Raw genomic sequence first — 18,693 nt, forward strand, 5'->3', positions numbered from 1 at the left:
AGGTGAAAGCCCCTGCGGTGATGTTGCCCTGCGTTTTCCCTTCGATGCTGATATAGCATGGAGTTGGCATAGTTTTGCTCCTTGTTGTTGAACGAGTTGAATAACTTCACTGTTCGTATAGCAATCCTCATGCCAATTTATATCTTATTGTTTTTAATGATAAATTACTTAACTCAAATTTTCCCTAAGTCAAATTTGAGCAAGAAGTTGCGCAGACCTCGTGAAAAAACGGCATCCATTGCGCAAAAAGTGATTTATGCCAGAAAGTGAGCAAGAAGTTGCGCAGAATGCGCAGTTATGCTGAAAGTTTGCGTTAATGGTGTGAGATGGCCGTCTATTTGGAATGAATTAACTATTGATTGGGAATAAAAAAATGTTATTACCGATTAAAGGTGGAAAAATAATTTAAGCATTAATCGTTAGTTGCCTGATGCTGTGATAGCTAAGAATGTGATGGAGGAAGCGGGAGAATGAATAATAAAGAGGGAAATATCTGGTGTTGGCATGTTGAAAATGGGTGGAAAGACAAAAACGGCGGGGCAGGTGCTTTGCCCCAACCGTATTCAGCTCAATGACGACCTGTCGCCGACAATTAGCCTTCCTGCATCGCCTTTTCCACTTCTTCAGCCAGAATCGCGATACCGCGTTCGATTTTTTCCGGCTCTGGCACATAGTTCATGCGCATGCATTGGTGAGCGTGCGGCCAGTCCTGATCTAAGCCAGGGAAGAAATAGTGACCCGGCACCATGAGGACGCCGCGTTTTTTCAGGCGTTGGTACAGAATTTCCGTCGTGATAGGCAGATCCTTGAACCACAGCCACAGGAAGATGGCACCTTCTGGTTTATGAATCAGACACTGCTCGGGGGACAGATAGCGGCGGATAATTGCGATAGTCTCCGTCACGCGCTGCTGATAGAACGGGCGTACAACGTCGTTAGATAAACGCAACAGATCGCCGCGCTGAATCATCTCATGCGCCAGTGCCGGGCCAACCGCGCCTGGAGACAGGCTAATGATGCCGTTCATGTTACCGATCGCCGAGATCACCTTTTCATCCGCAATCACGATACCGCAGCGCGAGCCGGGCAGACCCAGTTTGGACAAGCTCATGCACAGGATGATATTCGGGTTCCACAGCGGCGTGGCATCGCTAAAGATAATGCCGGGGAAAGGCACACCATAGGCGTTATCAATCAGCAGAGGGATATTGTGCTGCTGTGCCAGAATATCCAGACGCATCAGCTCGTCGTCGGTCAGCACGTTACCGGTAGGGTTAGTCGGGCGTGATACGCAGACTAGCCCGATATCATCGGTAATCGACAGATGCTCGAAATCGACGTGATATTTAAATTGCCCATCGGGCAACAGTTCGATTTGCGGACGAACCGAAACGAACATGTCTTCGTCCAGTCCAGAATCTGAATAGCCGATATATTCTGGTGCCAGCGGAAACAGTACCTTTTTCAGGCTGCCATCGCTGTGGCGACCAGCAAACAGGTTAAATAAGTAGAAAAACGCACTCTGACTGCCATTTGTCAGCGCAATATTCTGTGGTCCAATCTGCCAACCTAATTCATTACTCAGGAGTTCGGCTAACGCATTGAGCAGCGTATCCTTACCTTGTGGGCCATCGTAGTTGCATAGCGCTTCCGTTAATTTCCCTTGTTCCAGCATATCCTGACACAGCTTTTGGAAGTAGCTGTCCATCTCCGGAATGTGCGCCGGGTTGCCGCCCCCCAGCATGATCGCGCCTGGCGTACGCAGCCCTTCGTTCAGATCGTCCATTAATTGGGTGATGCCAGCGTGGCGCGTGAATTTCTTGCCAAAAAGAGAAAAGTTCATAGTTGATTTATCAGTGGTCGTACACAGGTTAGCGGCAACCATAGCGCTTGCGCTAATAGGGTGCAATGTGGTCAAAAAACAATGCGGCAATTTTTTGCCCTGTTGTATGCGAAAAAATTAGCATTAATTGCTGATTGGTTTGTGGTCGGGACAATGCTTTCAGGTGACTTGCTTTATTATGCTGAAACGATGTCAGCTTTTTCCGATCAATGTCTCAATAATACTGCAAGTATTGTTTCTGTTAACAGATAATTAGTGAGATTAGTCAGATAAATAACGCGTCAATGCTGAATTTTTCCATCTGGTGATAGCTATCACATTCTGATCATCCGCTGATTTGTAGTCTTTAGTTCGCATTAGCTAAAACAATTCAGCAAAGAAGGGTGGTTAACATGAAAAAATTACTGGCTATGGGCATTACACTGGCGCTGGCATCATGGCAATTATCGGCACAGACGTTTGTGCTGACGGATGCTGAAAGCAGTGTAGAAAAGGGAAACTGGCAAATCAGCAGTGATGCTCTGAAGATCAAGAATCAGCATTTCAGCATTGAGCAAAAAGTCCTGCACGGCGGACGTCAGGAAGGCAGTAAAGTTATTACGATTACCAGTCAGGACGGACTGAAAATTGCGCTCAGCCCGACACGAGGGATGAACTTACTGCATGCGGCAGGTAAAAACATCCGTTTGGGGTGGGATTCTCCGGTTGATGAGGTCGTCAATCCGAATACCATCAATCTGGAAAGCCGTAATGGATTGGGCTGGCTGGAAGGTTTCAATGAGATGATGGTGCGCTGTGGGTTCGAATGGACGGGGCATCCGGTCGTCAGCGATGGCATGATCTACACACTGCATGGCCGTGCGGGTAACACGCCTGCCTCAAAAGTGGTGGTGGAAGTCAGCGATAGCGCACCGTATACCATTACGGTACGGGGTCTGCTGAAGGAAAACAGCTTTAAGAAGTCGAATCTGGAAACCTGGACTGAGCTGCGTTACGTTCCCGGCAGCGAATCATTTACCGTGCATGATGTATTGACCAATAAAGCCGACTATCCACGTGACTATCAGATTATCTACCATAGCAATTTCGGCACGCCGATTCTGGAAGAAGGTGCGCGTTTCCTCGCCCCAGTAAAAGAGATTTCTCCGTTTAATGACCACGCCAAAGCGGGTCTGGCGACCTGGCAAACCTATAAAGGGCCGACAAAAGATTTTGATGAGATGGTGTTCAACATTACGCCATATACCGATTCGCAAGGAAAAACGCTGGCCGCGCTGGTGAACAAGGCGGGAGATAAGGGAGTGTCGATTGCCTTTGATACTCACCAACTGCCGCTGCTGACGCTGTGGAAAAATACGGATACGGAAAAACAAGGCTACGTGACAGGGATCGAACCCGGCACTAACTACGCTTATCCAGTCACGATTGAACGTGAGCAAGGGCGAGTCAAAAAGTTACAGCCCGGACAGAGCACCACGTTTGAGCTGACATACAGCTTGTTGAGTAGCGCGGATGCGGTACAAAAAACGGAACAGAAAGTTAAAGCCATCCAGGGCGACAACAAAACCACGCTGACGGAAAAACCGATCGCCGTCGAGTAACCGCTATCTATGCCGGCCACTAATGTGGTGGTCGGCCATCTCACGTTATGCTCACGCTTAGTCATCATCACGTAACGCCATAATTATCTTTTCTTATTCGTTCTCTCATTTTACGCGTACCTTGGGGAAGGTATTGTTACGTATTGGATCAGGGGATGAAGATGTCGTTGAAAGATGCGCTGCTCGCGCTTTGTGTCGTGGTGTTATGGGGTGTGAACTTTGTGGTGATTAAGGTCGGGCTGAACGACATGCCGCCTTTTTTATTGGCGGGGCTACGTTTTTCGCTGGTGGCGCTCCCGGCTATTTTATTTGTTCCTTTTCCGCGCATTCCTCTGAAATGGCTACTTGCCTATGGCATGACAATCAGCTTTGGTCAGTTTGGCTTTTTGTTTCTCGCCATCAAACTGGGTATGCCTGCGGGGATTGCATCGCTGGTATTGCAGGCTCAGGCCTTCTTTACGCTGCTGGTTGGCGCGATATTGCTGTCGGAAAAGCTACGCTGGAATCACGTCGTCGGCATTCTGGTCGCAGCGATAGGGATGGTAGTGCTGGCGGAAGGGCGCACGGCGCTGCAAATGTCATCCGGTATGACGACCACTACGCTGCTGCTGACGTTGGCGGCAGCGCTGTCATGGGCGGTGGGTAACATCATCAATAAAATTATCATGAGCAAAAACAGCGATGTGCGCATTATGTCGTTGGTGGTGTGGGGGGCACTGGTGCCTGTTGTGCCGTTCTTCATCAGTTCCTGGCTATTTGAAGGTAGAGAGGCGATTGTCCATAGTTTAACCACCATTCAATTGCCGACGATCTTATCTCTGGTGTATCTGGCATTTGCGGCAACCATCATCGGCTATGGGATTTGGGGAAGCCTGCTGGCGCGTTATGAAACCTGGCGTGTGGCGCCCTTGTCACTGTTGGTACCGGTGGTTGGATTGGTGAGCGCCGCCATTTTTCTTGGGGAATCTCTCTCGCTATTACAGATCGTTGGCGCAGTGATGATTATGGTCGGTCTGCTGGTGAATGTGTTTGGCGCGCGGCTGCGTTCATGGCGATCCGTGCGGCAGGCGTGAAGCTTTTGTTTTGTGATGGTGCGTATTTATCGTGCAGCGTCGCAAAGATAAGCGGCTATTTTCGCAATTTCTCACGCCTTTCCTACGCTTCTTACTGCTGCTGAGTCCGTTAAGTTAAGCCTTTGCCGTTTGTTGGCGCGGACTTTGCAAGTTGGTTTTGCAAGAAGATAGAGATAAAGCAGTAAGTAAAATCAATGGGATAAAGGGGTCTTCATGAAAATAAAAAACACAACATCGGGAAAATGGTTGTTGTCGCTGAGCGTGACGGCGCTGCTAGTGAGTGGAAATGTGCAGGCGGCGTCTGCCCCTGCGGTGGAAGCGAAAAACGGCATGGTGGTCAGCTCGCAGTATCTGGCTTCGCAGATTGGCGTCGATATCATGAAAATGGGTGGCAATGCGATTGATGCCGCCGTGGCTGTGGGCTATGCGCAGGCGGTGGTGAATCCCTGCTGTGGCAATATCGGCGGCGGTGGATTTATGACGCTGCACCTGGCCGATGGGAAAGACACCTTTATCAACTTCCGTGAAACCGCACCCGCGGCGGCCAGTGCCAACATGTATCTGAACGCGGATGGGAGCGTGAAAAAAGACGCGAGCCTGTACGGCTATCTGGCCGCTGGCGTACCGGGAACGGTACTGGGGCTGGATACCGCGTTGCAAAAATACGGCAAATTGACGCGTGAACAGGTGATGGCTCCGGCGATTAAACTGGCGCGTGAAGGGTTTGAACTCACACGTGCAGATACCGATATTCTGGACACCACCATCAAACGCTTCAAAGCCGATCCTGAAGCAGCGCGCATTTTCCTGCGCCCTGACGGCAGCGCGTTGCAGCCCGGCGATAAGCTGGTGCAAACCGATCTGGCGAATACGCTGGCGGCGATTGCCACGAAAGGGCCGGATGCTTTCTACAAGGGCACAATCCCACAGGTGGTGGAGAAGGCGGCAAAGCAGGGCGGCGGCATTCTGACCGCGGCTGATTTTGCCAATTACCGCATTACCGAAACGGCACCGGTAACCTGTAACTATCGCGGTTATCAGTTTGTCTCTTCGCCGCCGCCCAGCTCCGGTGGCGTCACGATGTGTGAAATTCTCAATATTGTCGAAGGTTACGACATTAAATCGACAGGTTTTAACTCTGCGGCCACCGTGCATGTGCTGACGGAAGCGATGCGTCACGCTTACATGGATCGCAACACCTACCTTGGCGATCCGGCGTTTGTGAGCAATCCCGTCGAGCGCCTGTTGAGTAAGGACTACGCTGCTGAAATTCGCAAACAAATCGAACCGGAGAACGCGACGCCGTCCAAAAACGTACAGCCGGGGATTGGCCCGCACGAGCGACCGGAAACCACGCACTACTCTATCGTGGATAATCAGGGCAATGCGGTGTCCACCACGTATACCGTGAACGGGCGTTTTGGTTCGGTGGTGATCGCGCCGGGTACGGGTTTCTTCCTCAATAACGAAATGGATGACTTTACCGTGAAGGTTGGCGAGAAAAACCTGTACGGACTGGTGCAAGGGGAACGTAATTCGATCGCCCCCGGTAAGCGCCCACTTTCGTCCATGAGCCCGTCACTGGTGACGAAAGACGGCAAAGTTTTCATGGTGCTCGGCTCGCCCGGTGGTTCGCGCATTATCACCATCACGTTGCAAACGGCGCTGAATATTATCGACCACGGCATGGCACCGCAGGAAGCGGTGGATGCACCGCGTATTCATCACCAGTGGCTGCCGGACGAGGTGTATTACGAACAGCGTGGGCTCTCTGCGGATACGCTGAACCTGCTGAAGCAGCGCGGCTACAAGATGGTGGAACAGACTCCATGGGGCGCAGCGGAGCTGATTCTGGTCGGCTTGCCGGGCGCGGCGGGCGTAACGCCTGCGGATTCAGGCAATGACTCAGCGGTATCCGGCAAGGTGCGTGAAGGTTACCTGTACGGCGCAAATGATATCCGCCGCCCGGCCGGGGCAGCGATAGGGTATTGATTTTATTTTCCTGTAAATTAGCGACCCGGTAAGGCTGAGGGATCCCCACAAACTCAGGACTAATAAACCAGCACCATATTCCGATAGGTGCTGGTGAGTTGGGCTAAAATACTCCCCAGCTTTAGCCGCCTGACCCGGATGCGGCCAATAAAGTCCCATCCAAGTACTTTGATATGCCGAAACCATTCATTGTGGCAGCCCGCGCCAGTGATGAGGGTGACTTTCGTTTGTGGTGCGATGGCACTGGCAAGCGCGTCAAGAAAAGCCTGAGAGGGATAACCACTCCGGTCAACGGCAATAGCACAGCACGTCATATTTTTGGTCATCATGGAAGCAATCTGATTAAATATTCTCGGGATATCGTTATAAAGGGCAGAGTTTCGCAAAAGGCGGTTAACCCGTTTTATTTTATCTTTCACGCGGGCGGTGCCGGGTAAATAACGCCCGATGCAGGTAAGCACCGTTTATCAACGCAGCGGCAAAGCCATCAGCGTAAACATCGAGTCAACGACGCCCTGTAAAATCCGGAGCGGCAGGTTGAACACGCGCTTCATCATCAAGACCGTGGTAATAGCCATATAGCTGTAGCGATCAGATCCGTCAATCTCCTGAAAGTTCGATTTATTCAACAAAGCCGCATTGCAACAAAGTCCGATGAAAAAATTATTTACCTTGTCGTACATTAATCAATCTGGCTGAGCTGCTACTAATGCCATTCTTGAATTTTCTGTCATTCGGCATTCTCTATAATGAAGGGAAATTAACTAGTAACTCCATAACAAAGGTATTATTGATCTTTGAATCAAGAAAAATCTTAACAAAAAAAAGATTTTTATTTTGTTTTTATTTGTTTATGTGAATCTTACTTCTATTTTTGAATTTTTAACCTAATATTAATCCTGTTCTATCGGCTTGGATAAATAGCTTTTCATAATCGCGTTTTCCGTGTGGCCATAAATTATATGGCAAAAGTATTTTTCCACCTTACCTTTTGTTTTTTATATCTAATTTCATCATAAATTACCCATATTGGGTCGTGACATGTTCTGAATAGACGTTTCAACGTCAATGGTTGTCTGGCATATGTAGAGGAAGCAATCTCATATATGCTCCGTATAATAATATAGGGGGAGGTGTGTCTGAGGTTAATGGGAAAATTCGTTTGATAAATAATGATTATGTGGATAAGGTTATTTTGATTTATGATAATAATATCTATTTTCATAAATCAGCTTCTTCGTTTTTACATAACCGATGTGGTTCTGAATTCATTGTTAATGCAGTCAGCGATGAGAAGGATTTGTTTTATCAGATTGCGATAAACGAAAATATTGATACCATTTTTATTGCGTACCATCCTGTCTGGATGAATACACTCCATAGTATCTATAAATTAAAAAAATTCTATCCGGAAATCCGGACCGTCGTACTATTGGATGATCCTCATTTTCCATCAGTAGTTTTGATGCGTTGTTTTGAGATCGGTATTATCCTATCGAAAAAAGATGATCTGGAATGTTTGAACTCTGTGCTTGATTTAATGCCATGCGACTACTATTTAAGTCCATCATTTTTAATGAATGCAAATGATAAGAACATGGATAGAATTATCAGAATTGAAAAGATGAAGCGGTTTTTGACGCCAATGGAACGTTTTATTCTAGCAGAGATTTTTGGCGAGAAGAGCACATCGATTATTGCACAGGAAAGAGGGTGTAGCGTCAAGACTATTTATCAGCATAAAAAAAATGCATTGGTAAAAATGGGATTTAAGAGTTTAGTTGAAATTATTTATCTAAGAAAAGGTAATGTTTTTCCTAATGAAACAAGGAATCAAATTCACGTTCATTAATTCGTATTGTTTCTTCAATTCATAAGATGAATTATCAATCCTATATTTTTGTATGGCGTAGCTTGTACAAAAAATGTACTGAGCGTGCTTCGGTTTTTATTGGGCGCGTTATGTACTGTTCGCGATGTGTGTCCCACACACGTATTTTAATTAAGGAGATAAGGTAAATGAAACATATTTCTTCAGCTATTGGTTTGGTTTTAGCATTATCAAGCGGTGTGGCTTTTTCTGCTGATCAAGGACATGGTACAGTTACATTTAAAGGTACAATTATTGATTCACCTTGCTCTATTACCCCTGAAAGTACCGATCAGACGGTTAATATGGGACAAATATCAAATAAAGCACTGGAAAATGGAGGTAAATCTACGCCTCGTACTTTCTATATTAAATTAGAAAACTGCGATGTCACTGCTTTACAGGATAAAACGGTCACGACGACGTTTAGCGGTACTGCGTCTCAGGCCCAACCGGACAATCTCACTCTGGTAGGTACGGCTCAAGGTGCCGCCATTGCGTTAACCAATGGCGACGGCACCGGCATTAAGCTGGGAAGCCCTTCTCTGCCATCTTCTGTGGTAAATGGTAACAATACGCTGACTTTTGCTGCGTTCTTGCAAGGTAATGCTGGCGCCGCTTCCGTTGTTCCTGGTGAGTTTACATCGGTCGCGAACTTCACGCTCGCTTATCAGTAAGCCTAACTCGTGGTGTAGAGGCAGGCGCGAATCTCGCGCCTGATTTACCAGGTGTTGCCGTGCTGAAAAAGAGAGGGAGCGCTATGTCGTATATTCAATATTCTACTTTTATGCTTTGCCGACGAATTCAAACTTCCACGAACAATGGCGAAAAAAATATTGACGCGCCGCCTGTACGGATAGGGCAAATAATAGGTTTTGTTTGTCCGTTGATGGCGTTATTTAAATGGGGTGGGTGCTAATGAAAGGATGCCAGAGTTTCATAATAAGCCCGCTATCCGTATTCGTGGCGCTGTCCATATTTGTTCATACGTCGTCTTTTGCAGCAGAGAATATTGAATTTAATACTGATGTGCTTGATGTTCAGGATCGAGAGAAGATTGACCTGAGTGAATTTTCCAGAACGGGCTACCTTATGCCCGGTCAGTACCAGATGATCGTTCGCGTCAATAAAAATGAGCTGTCTGAACAGAATATCGAATTTCTTCCACCGGAAGGGGATCCCAAAGGGAGTGTTCCCTGCCTGACGCCGGAATTAGTTAAACAGTTCGGCCTTACCGCCACCGCAATGCGCAATATAACATGGTGGAATGGCGGGAAGTGTCTGAATACAAGCTCGATTAATGGTATGGACGCACAGGGTGATTTGGCAACGGGATCGCTCTACGTCAACATACCGCAAGTGAATCTGGAGTATGTTGCGGATAACTGGGATCCGCCCTCGCGCTGGGATCATGGGATCGCGGGACTGTTGTTTGATTATAATCTCAATGCGCAAAGTACGTTCCCATCAAAAGGGAAAAATACCCAGACGTTAAGCGGAAACGGGTCTTCTGGTTTTAACGTGGAAGCCTGGCGTTTTCGCGCCGACTGGCAGGGTAGCTATGACCATACCACGGGAGAACCCAATAGCACTTATAATGACTGGGATGTTAGCCGTTATTATGTATATCGGGCAATCGCGGCGCTTCGCGCTAAACTGACGCTTGGCGAAAACTATCTTACGTCTAGCATCTTCGATAGCTTTCGCTATCTGGGGGCGACGCTGGTTTCCGACGATAATATGCTGCCTCCGAATCTGCGCGGCTATGCGCCTGAAATTTCAGGCGTGGCCAATACTAACGCCAAAGTGACGGTCAGGCAGCAGGGGCGGGTGTTATATGAAACGACGGTATCGTCGGGGCCTTTTCTCATCCAGGATCTGAACTCCGCCACATCCGGCACGCTGGATGTGACGGTACAAGAACAAGATGGAACGACGCGCACCTTTCAGGTCAGTACGGCGAATGTGCCTTACCTGACTCGACCGGGGCTGGTTCGTTATAAAATGGCGCTGGGCAAGCCGTCAGACTATAAGCGTAACCATCAGGGACCTGGATTTGCTACCGGGGAGTTTTCCTGGGGTATCAACAACGGCTGGTCCCTCTATGGTGGCACTATTCTGGGGGGCGATGATTATAATGCGCTCTCCGCAGGGGTTGGTCGAGATTTGCTGGCGTTTGGCGCAATTTCAGTCGATATAACGCAGTCTCGTGCCAATCTGGCTGAGAACAAAAATGTGAGCGGCGGTTCCTATCGTTTCAGTTATTCAAAACGCTTTGATGAATATAACAGCCAGGTCACGTTCGCCGGATATCGTTTCTCTGAAAAAAACTTTTTGAGTATGTCCCAGTATATCGACATACGATATCGTGGTTTTAATATTAATAATAATAAAGATCTGTATACGGTAACGTTTAACAAACAATTTTTGGACTATAGAATGAGCATGTATGCGAACTATAGCCATCAGACTTATTGGAATCATGTTTCTAACGATGCCTATAACCTATCGCTTTCACGTTATTTAGATATCGGCGGTTTGAAAAATATCAGCATGAATGTTACCGGATATCGAAATACCTACAATAACATGCACGATGACGGTGTATTTTTAAGCCTGTCCATTCCATGGGGTAATACCGGAAGCCTATCTTATGATGGGCAATATAATCGTAATAACAATTCTAACATGGTGGGTTATTACGATCGCGTCGATGATAATAATAGCTACAACGTCAAAGCCGGTATAGGTCAGAATGGACGTTCGGCGGCGAGCGGGTATTACACACACGACGGTGATTTGGCTCAGATTACGGCAAATGTCGGTTATCGGGATGCAGAATACACGTCGGTCGCGCTTGGCTTGCAAGGCGGGATGACGGCCACGGCGGAAGGGGCAGCATTGCACCGTACCAATGTTATGGGCGGAACGCGAATGATGGTGGATACCGACGGCGTTGGCGGTGTCCCCATCCGAGGTTACGGTGGCGTTAACCACACTAATCGGTTTGGGAAAGCCGTAATCAGCGATGTGAATAGCTATTACCGCAATAGCTTAACGGTTGATGTCGACGAATTGGAAGATAACATCGATGCTACGCGTTCCGTCGTACAAGGTACGTTGACGGAAGGGGCAGTGGGCTATCGCCGTTTCGGCATCGTGTCCGGTGAGAAAGCAATGGCCATAATTAAATTAAAAGATGGGAGCGCGCCGCCGTTTGGCGCCACGGTCGCCAACCAAAAGCAATACCAGACGGGGATTGTTAATGATAACGGCAACGTATGGTTAACGGGCATCAGCGCCGGAGAATCAATGTATGTCCGCTGGGGGGGAGAGGTTCAGTGTACGATTCATGTTCCCAACCCGTTGCCGCCGCTGACCAGCAGCTTACTCCTGCCCTGCCAGACGGTGGTTAAAAATAAAGACACCGCTCAGGATGGCGAGCTGTCGCATGACGATCTCTGAATACAGGGCGGCGTATATGGTACGCAATAGATGTTTCCGCCTGGAGAGAAAGTTAATTAACTACGGCCTCTTCTTAATATCAATGCCATGCATTAATGGGCAGTAATAACGTAACGGTAAGGAATATAATGAACGCCATAAAGATATTCTCTATTTTAACAATAAGTGCATTTATGCCTGCGCAGCAGGCGAATGCGGCTATAGCGCTCGACCGCACGCGTATTATTTTTGATGGTGACAACAAATCCATAAGCGTAAGTATTAGCAATCAGAATAATGAACTGCCCTATTTAGCTCAGGGCTGGATAGAGGATGAGCGTGGGAAAAAAATTGAATCGCCTCTGGTTGTATTACCTCCGCTGCAACGTGTCGAGCCGGGAGCAAAAAGTCTGGTAAAGATTCAGGGCATGCCCGCAGTTAATGCATTACCACAGGATAGGGAAACCCTTTTCTATTTTAACTTACGAGAAATACCCCCTAAGGTTGGAAAAATTAACACGTTGCAAATTGCATTACAAACGCGTGTAAAACTATTCTATCGGCCTAAGCCTATTCAGGCCAATCAACAGGATTATGCCGATCCGTGGCAAAAAAAACTGACTCTGACAAGAGAAGGGGATAAGTATCGTATTCATAATCCCACTCCGTATTATGTAACTCTGTCAGCGGTAATGCCGTCAGTGAACGGGAAGCGTATTGACGATTTTAATCCCATAATGGTGGCGCCGAAAGGGTCGGACATCCTGAACGTCAAAGCCGCATTGTTAGGCAGCAGCCCCGTCATCAGCTATATCAACGATTTTGGCGGTCGTCCGCAGTTAATTTTTAACTGCAATGGAACCCATTGCTCGGTGAAAGAAAACAAACCTGGCTGATGAAGTGGAAAGCGTTTGCTGCGCTTTATTTTCATGGCAAGGTGCGCGACTATCGCGAAGCGCATATCATTTCTGACTAAGGGGCGCGGAAACATGTTGTTAAATCGTGTTGGGAAATTTTTTAATCCTGCGATGATCATCCCGGTGATTTTTATTATCACCTGTTTCGATGCATCAGCATATACATGTAGAAATAAGCAAACTGGGAAAACATTGGGGGGCGGGAGTTCTTCTGTTTCAATACCGCTGAGCAGGACATTAACCTCAGGTGAGCAAGTGGTTATCGATATTGGAAAATACTACGAGTGTAAGAATGATACGCCAGCAGTCTATAGCGACTATATGTTTACTCAAAGTAATTCATCAACGACGGTTTTGTCTTCTGCTTTTGATACGGGAGCCTATATTAAAGGAGGGAAATATGCTTTTCCTCTGCCTGAAGTCAATGTCTTTACTTTGCCAAAGGGGGGAGATTCCGCATACCACAATGTTCCCATCAGCATTTTCTATGAAATGAAAGATAGTCCTGGGGAACTGGTTAAAATAACCAAGGGGCAGACGATCGCCACATTAATGTTGCATAAATATGCAACGACTACTGGAGGCCCTCAGGATCGGCGGTATTTTACCTGGAATATTATTGCGGATAATGACTCAATTTTTACATCGGGAACCTGTGAAATAAATGGGGGTAGGAACATTGATATTGATTTTGGTCAGATCGCTAAACAGGAGCTGAGTGAATCCGGTATTTCCAGCACTAACCGACGTCGCGTTGACGTGCCTTATAAATGTAAAAATCCGGTAAATATGCCGATAAGCATCACCCTATCCGCTGATATTGCAGCATTTTCAATTGATTCAATCAAAACATCCAATGAAAACCTCGGCGTTCAAATGTATTATGGTGAGAATTTAATTTCTCCTGGAAAATCCGTCCATCTTGAACTCCAGAATGGAATCGGCAATAGCTTGTTTGATTTTGTATTGGTGAAAAACAGAAGTGGCACCGTCAGCTCCGGGCCATTTAGCGGCAGTGCCGTTCTGGTGATGAGCGCCGATTAATAGGCGCGCTATGGATCGGCGCTGATCTTCTCCCTCCATGACGTATTTCTCTTACATTATATTTGTGAAGAAAAGCCAGCGGTCTGGCCGTACCGCTGGCAATGCCTTACTTCTCTGTTTGCGATAGCGGCCAGCTTTGTTGAATAAATCAGAGTCAACTGACAGGGTGGCTCCCACCCCAACTGGTGATTTTGAGTTTTTGCTTTGCTATGGGGAACCCGATGCTGAAACGACTGTAGCGAGCAGATCTGTCAATCTCCTGAAAGTTCGATTTATTCAACAAAGCCTTCCCGCTGTTATGGAAACCCAATGAACCTTGAGGGACGGTTACTTAAAGTCCGCGTACGGCGTAAGCGGCTGTGGTGGACTATCGAGATCGCCCTGCCAGCCGGAGACGGAGTAGCGCAGGTAGAGGAGACCGTGGCTTGGGGTGTAGTCCTTCGCTTGCTGAATGTCGATACCGACGCCCAGCGTCCAGTGTGAGCTGAGGCGGCGTTCGACGACGGCACGCGCCGTGTAGCCGAATCCGGAACTGTTGCTGCCCTGTTCGATGGTGTCTCTGTCGGTGAGTACGGCGTTACCGAGCAGGCCGACAAGCGGATAGCGACGCTGATCTTTGGTAGAAGAACGTGACCACGACAGCGATCCGCCGAGTTCCCACGACCAGTTTTCCGTCCGCTGCCGGTAGTTCACCGGTACGCCCAGCGAGAAGTATTGCTGTGGGCTGTAGTAACCGCCCTGACCGAGCGAATAACCGCTTAAGTCTTTCTGGTGTCGCCACCACATGCTGTTCAGACCGACCGTGACGCGTCGGTTATCCTCGTTAATCAGCTTGTAGTAATAACCTGCCATAGCACGGGCGCGGTCATTATCGGCCACGTTTTTACCCGTAATTTGATGGACGCTAAAATCACTCCACACGCCGTGCGCTTCGCCCCGATCGTAGCTCAGCCCGAAACTGACGCCCGTGGCACGCACGCCGCCCCAGGTAATTCCGGTGCCAGGGTCTTTGGTGCCGCCGAAGGCGAGTAATGAGCTGGATATTGGGCGGCGCGATGCTGTCGCGGTCCAGCCGATTTGCTGCCAGTCGCCGCTGTAGCTTGCGCCACCGACGATATCGACCACATCAAAGCCGAGCGGTGTAGTTCCGATATCCGCCGACCAGCGATCGTTCTTCCAACCTGCGGCGACGCTGGTGCCGGTAGCTTTCTGCGATTTACCGTCGAAACAGTCCCGCGTGGCGCAGGTACCGAAGGTTTCCCGGTAGGCGCCGTTGCTGTCTGTAGAGAAAGAGCCCGCGTTCATCTGCACGGTGTCGGTGCGCAAGAAGGCGCGGCCGTCGTACAGCGGCATATCCACCTGCAACAGAGTGTCGTGAGCGCTGAGGTCGGAGATCCCACCGGTGCCGCTCGAACTCGAGTAATCATGATCGAGGGTGACGGTAATATCCTGTTGGCGATACAGGTCTGCGGCATCGGCGCGGATGCTGCGTTGCAGCCAGTCGTCGCTGTTTTTATTACGCGTTAGTTGGGTGTAGTCATCGTCGCGTTGTGGCAGCGCGGGGGTGATGCCGCTGGCGACCATGGCCTGTTTATAGTCCTGCTGCGCCTGTTCAGGTTGGGATTGCTGCTGTTCGACGCGTGCCGCATCGCGGTAGACCAGTGCTTTGCCCTGACCGACAGGCTCTTTCTGTGCATCGATTTTTAGCTGACGGAAAAGCGCGGTCGATTTTTGCGGATTGCCTACCGCTTGCCAGGCATTGGCGGCGCGCCGCTGTCCGTTGAGTGTATCAGCCGCCTGCGCGGGGAGTTGGTTCAGCCGCTGGCGCGCCTCATCTTGCTGCCCTTGTGCGATAAATGCATCGATCTCACCCAACTGTGCATCAGGATTCTGTGGTTCGCGCGTGCGGATGCGTTGATAATCCGCCAGCGCCGTTGTGTATTCACCCCGAGCCAGCGCCCAGTCTGCCAATAGCAGATCGATACGCGTGTCGGCCGGTTGCTGACGCAGAAACGCAATAGCGGCGGATTCGTCACCTGCATCACGCATCGCTTCTGCTTTCGCCAGCGTGGTTTGACTTGTCAGACGCTTGGACAAATCGCGCATGTCGTCGTTCCACTCTGCCGCAGGTAGCGTGTTCAGGTGAGCGAGTGCTTGCTCATCGCGATTGGTGGACGACAGATAAAGTGAGTAAACGTAGTCCTTCTCCGCGCTTGCTGGTGGTACGGCGGTAGCGCGTTGTACTACGTTATCCGCTTGCTGCGGTTTCCCCAGTTGGCGAAGCGTCTGGGCATAGCGATAGGCAAACCAAATATCGTTTGGATCTTGCTGATTAGCCTGACGATACTTCTCTTCAGCCAGTGTCCACTGTTGCTGTTCCGACAACTGTTCCGCCTGCTGTTTTAGGATACCGAGTTGCAGGGCAGCAAGTGTCTCTCGCATCGTATTCTGCTGGCTGTGTGGCAGGCTGTTGAGGTAAGCGAGCGCTTTCTCCGGCGACTGTCGTTGGTAAATACCGACTGATCCGCGTAGAGCGTTATCGTTGCCGGGTTCAAGGTGTAAAGCCTGTTGATAGAGCGACTGGGCGGCAGCATCATTTTTGCTGGCAACGGCCACGTCGCCCAGACCAATCAGCGCATAAGCGTTGGTATTATCTATCTGGCGTGCCTGCTGATATTTTTGCCGCGCCAGCGTTAGGTTATTCGCTTTTAGCGCCTGGTCGCCTTCCGCAATGGTGGTCCAATACTGCGTGCTTTGGATTAGCCCTTCCCATTTGCCGCTGTTCAGGCGATTAACATCCGCCTGCAATGCTTTCTGGAACTGTGTCAGGGCTTTTACCCGATCGCCAGCGCGCAGATAAATCACACCAATCGCGCCGATCAGCTCCGGATCGTTTGGCGTGGCGACCAGCGATTTATTCAACGCATCGAGCGTGGCGCTGTTGCCGCCGCCCTCTTCAATCTGCGCCAGCGCACGCAGTCGCCCTTGATAAATAGGATCGGCTAATATTCCCTGCTGACGACTGAGTTCTTTACGTGCGGTCTCTGCCGGTTCGCCTTCATCAAACACGGTCAGAAAGCGGTTAAGCTCAGCCATACTTTGCGGTGTGACCAGCATCCGGCCAATAATTTCCAGCCACAGCGAAGCTGCCTGACTACGTCCGACGGGGTCGTTAGAAAGCTGTTTCAGTAGAGGGTAGGCTTGTTCGTTACGATTCTGGCTAAACAACAATCGCGCCAGCGCCATGCGTAGCGGCACATTATTAGGATAAGCTCGATCCAACGTCTCCAGTCGCTTGATTGCAAGAGGTTGCTGGCCGGGCAAACGTGAAACCAGACGCCAATACTCCACGGCAAGATCGAGTGTTGGCGGATCGCTATGAAAGAGCACGTCGTATTGCGCTTTGGCTTCCGCATAGCGCCCGGCGGTAGATAACAAGCGCGCCTGCTGTAATTGTTTACGCGGCTCTTCTTGCGTCAGCGACAGCGTGATTTCTGACTGGCGGTAGATGGCAGAGTCGGGTGCTACAGCTTTCAGCTTTTCCAACTGTTGGCGCGCCTGTGCCTGATCGCCTTGACGCAGTACCAGCCGGAATCTGGCAGCGATAACCTCGGGATTATCTGGGTTGATCAGTTCTAGTCGATGGAGCGACTGACGGACGAGATCGTCTTTGTTGCTGGCTTCTCCCAGATGCACTTGCTCCATCAGAAATTGCTCTGGCGACGCGGTTTCTGCGCTGGTTGCCTGCGGTGCGGCCATCAGCAATAACGGAAGGAAGCGCAGCCAGTTTAGGGTGTTGTTGTGCATTGGCTGCCCCAAGACGGTAAAAGTTGGCCTTGTGACGTGAAGCGGTAGCGCTTCTCATCCCATCCCTGACCAAACAACGTTAGAGAAGCAGAGAAATAGGCATCGTCACCCGGTGGATTCGCAGCGAGTCGTTGTCGCTGTGCAGCTAGCGCATCCGGCTGGCGGGCTAGCATCGGAAGCAGGGAGGCAGAAAACCCGATAGACCCTTGTCCGGTGACTGTTCCTGCCGCGGTATCCGTTTTTTCGGGGGGTAATCCCAGTTGGATTGTCTGCTGAATCATCGGCTGAAACTGTTTGAGCAAATCGGCTTTCCCTCTGCTGCCGTCAGCCATCATCCCTGCCCACAGGTAGACGCGAATGGCGTCATAGCTGCCGATATTGGGCTTAGCGGTATCGGGTTGCCAGCCTTTGCCTTTTTGCCAGATGACCCAATCAGGCGAAAATCCTTGCGGCGCGGTTTCCAGCAGCATGCGCTGCGTGGTGCGCTGCATGGCTTTCCATTTCTCATCCAATGGAGCAAAACGGGCCAACAGCTGCGGCGGAAGGTAGCTAGGGTTTACGCGCCAGCTCTCTTTCTCTGCAAAACCCTCTTTTCCCGGCAATAGCATCACGCCTAACTCTGGAATGTTAACGACTTCTTCCTTGGCGATACGTGCGAGTAGCGCTGTACCTAGCGTCTGATAACGCGTTTCTTTCCACAGTCGACCTGCCTCAAGCAGGTTATAGGCAATCCACAGGTCGGCGTCGGATGCGGAATTTGGGTCCAGCACCGTCCACTGTTTATCTGTACTTTCTCCCCACAGCCAGGACGGCAAGTTAGCACGCAGATCGCCAGCAGACAGGTTGTCTTCCGTCCATTTCAGTAATCTGTCAAACATCGCCCGATCGTTGGCGACTAGCGCAAAGAACATGGCGTAGCTTTGCCCTTCGGACGTGGTGATTTTATTGGGCGTGGAGGTATCAATCACCCGGCCTTGTTCACTGATGTAATGCTGTTTGTACTGTTCCCAGGCGGACCAGTCGCAGACAGCCGCAGTGGCCAGGGAAGTCCATAACCACAGCAGCGTGGGGATCAGGTAGCGCAGCACGCGTGGCATGATGT

General features: G+C 49.7%; 11 protein-coding genes and 3 pseudogenes. 8 read left to right on the forward strand and 6 right to left on the reverse strand.

From position 1 onward, the window contains the following. Positions 1 to 70, reverse strand: a pseudogene (locus tag KP22_RS22495) (type VI secretion system tube protein Hcp); the annotation flags it as partial. Between the two features lie 522 nt (positions 71 to 592). Next, positions 593 to 1,843, reverse strand: a complete 1,251-nt coding sequence (locus tag KP22_RS19420) for a valine--pyruvate transaminase (RefSeq protein WP_039325865.1) — start codon at positions 1,841 to 1,843, stop codon at positions 593 to 595. A 392-nt stretch (positions 1,844 to 2,235) separates the two neighbouring features. Here KP22_RS19420 and KP22_RS19425 point away from each other — a divergent pair, with 392 nt between their 5' ends. The 3 genes from KP22_RS19425 (at position 2,236) to ggt (ending at position 6,509) form a co-directional block, all read left to right on the forward strand. Beyond that, positions 2,236 to 3,444: an aldose 1-epimerase family protein gene (locus tag KP22_RS19425; RefSeq protein ID WP_039308299.1), complete on the forward strand. Its 1,209-nt coding sequence runs from the start codon at positions 2,236 to 2,238 to the stop codon at positions 3,442 to 3,444. Positions 3,445 to 3,605: 161 nt separating this feature from the next. Beyond that, positions 3,606 to 4,517: an EamA family transporter gene (locus KP22_RS19430; protein WP_039308303.1), complete on the forward strand. Its 912-nt coding sequence runs from the start codon at positions 3,606 to 3,608 to the stop codon at positions 4,515 to 4,517. A 213-nt stretch (positions 4,518 to 4,730) separates the two neighbouring features. Next, positions 4,731 to 6,509, forward strand: coding sequence for a gamma-glutamyltransferase (gene ggt, locus KP22_RS19435; RefSeq protein WP_039308306.1), 1,779 nt, complete (start codon positions 4,731 to 4,733; stop codon positions 6,507 to 6,509). 134 nt (positions 6,510 to 6,643) lie between these two features. Here the strand turns inward: ggt and KP22_RS19440 are convergent. Both KP22_RS19440 and KP22_RS22045 read right to left on the reverse strand, forming a co-directional pair. Then, a pseudogene (locus tag KP22_RS19440) lies at positions 6,644 to 6,967 on the reverse strand (IS4 family transposase); the annotation flags it as partial. Positions 6,968 to 6,979: 12 nt separating this feature from the next. Next, positions 6,980 to 7,096: pseudogene (locus KP22_RS22045) on the reverse strand (transposase); the annotation flags it as partial. A gap of 548 nt (positions 7,097 to 7,644) precedes the next feature. Here KP22_RS22045 and KP22_RS19450 point away from each other — a divergent pair. The 5 genes from KP22_RS19450 (at position 7,645) to KP22_RS19470 (ending at position 13,784) form a co-directional block, all read left to right on the forward strand. Then, entirely contained in the window at positions 7,645 to 8,361 is a 717-nt protein-coding gene (locus KP22_RS19450) for a helix-turn-helix transcriptional regulator (protein ID WP_039325867.1), read from the forward strand. A 167-nt stretch (positions 8,362 to 8,528) separates the two neighbouring features. Further along, positions 8,529 to 9,056 (forward strand): fimbrial protein, encoded by a 528-nt coding sequence (locus tag KP22_RS19455; RefSeq protein ID WP_039308320.1) that lies wholly within the window; start codon positions 8,529 to 8,531, stop codon positions 9,054 to 9,056. Positions 9,057 to 9,297: 241 nt separating this feature from the next. Beyond that, entirely contained in the window at positions 9,298 to 11,844 is a 2,547-nt protein-coding gene (locus KP22_RS19460; protein WP_156107287.1) for an outer membrane usher protein, read from the forward strand. A gap of 128 nt (positions 11,845 to 11,972) precedes the next feature. Next, positions 11,973 to 12,719 (forward strand): fimbria/pilus periplasmic chaperone, encoded by a 747-nt coding sequence (locus tag KP22_RS19465; RefSeq protein WP_039308323.1) that lies wholly within the window; start codon positions 11,973 to 11,975, stop codon positions 12,717 to 12,719. Positions 12,720 to 12,812: 93 nt separating this feature from the next. Further along, entirely contained in the window at positions 12,813 to 13,784 is a 972-nt protein-coding gene (locus KP22_RS19470; RefSeq protein ID WP_039325872.1) for a fimbrial protein, read from the forward strand. Between the two features lie 327 nt (positions 13,785 to 14,111). On the opposite strand, the gene bcsC is transcribed toward KP22_RS19470, so the two are convergent. Then, positions 14,112 to 17,591 carry a cellulose synthase complex outer membrane protein BcsC gene (bcsC, locus tag KP22_RS19475; RefSeq protein ID WP_039325874.1) on the reverse strand — a complete coding sequence of 1,160 codons (3,480 nt, stop codon included), beginning with the start codon at positions 17,589 to 17,591 and terminating at the stop codon, positions 14,112 to 14,114. Further along, the gene (bcsZ, locus tag KP22_RS19480; RefSeq protein ID WP_039325876.1) at positions 17,573 to 18,688 is read right to left on the reverse strand and encodes a cellulose synthase complex periplasmic endoglucanase BcsZ; all 1,116 of its coding nucleotides are present in this window, start codon (positions 18,686 to 18,688) and stop codon (positions 17,573 to 17,575) included. Before bcsZ ends, bcsC begins: the two co-directional genes overlap by 19 nt. Positions 18,689 to 18,693: the final 5 nt, after the last annotated feature.

Source organism: Pectobacterium betavasculorum (genome assembly GCF_000749845.1).
Classification (GTDB): Bacteria; Pseudomonadota; Gammaproteobacteria; order Enterobacterales; family Enterobacteriaceae; genus Pectobacterium; species Pectobacterium betavasculorum.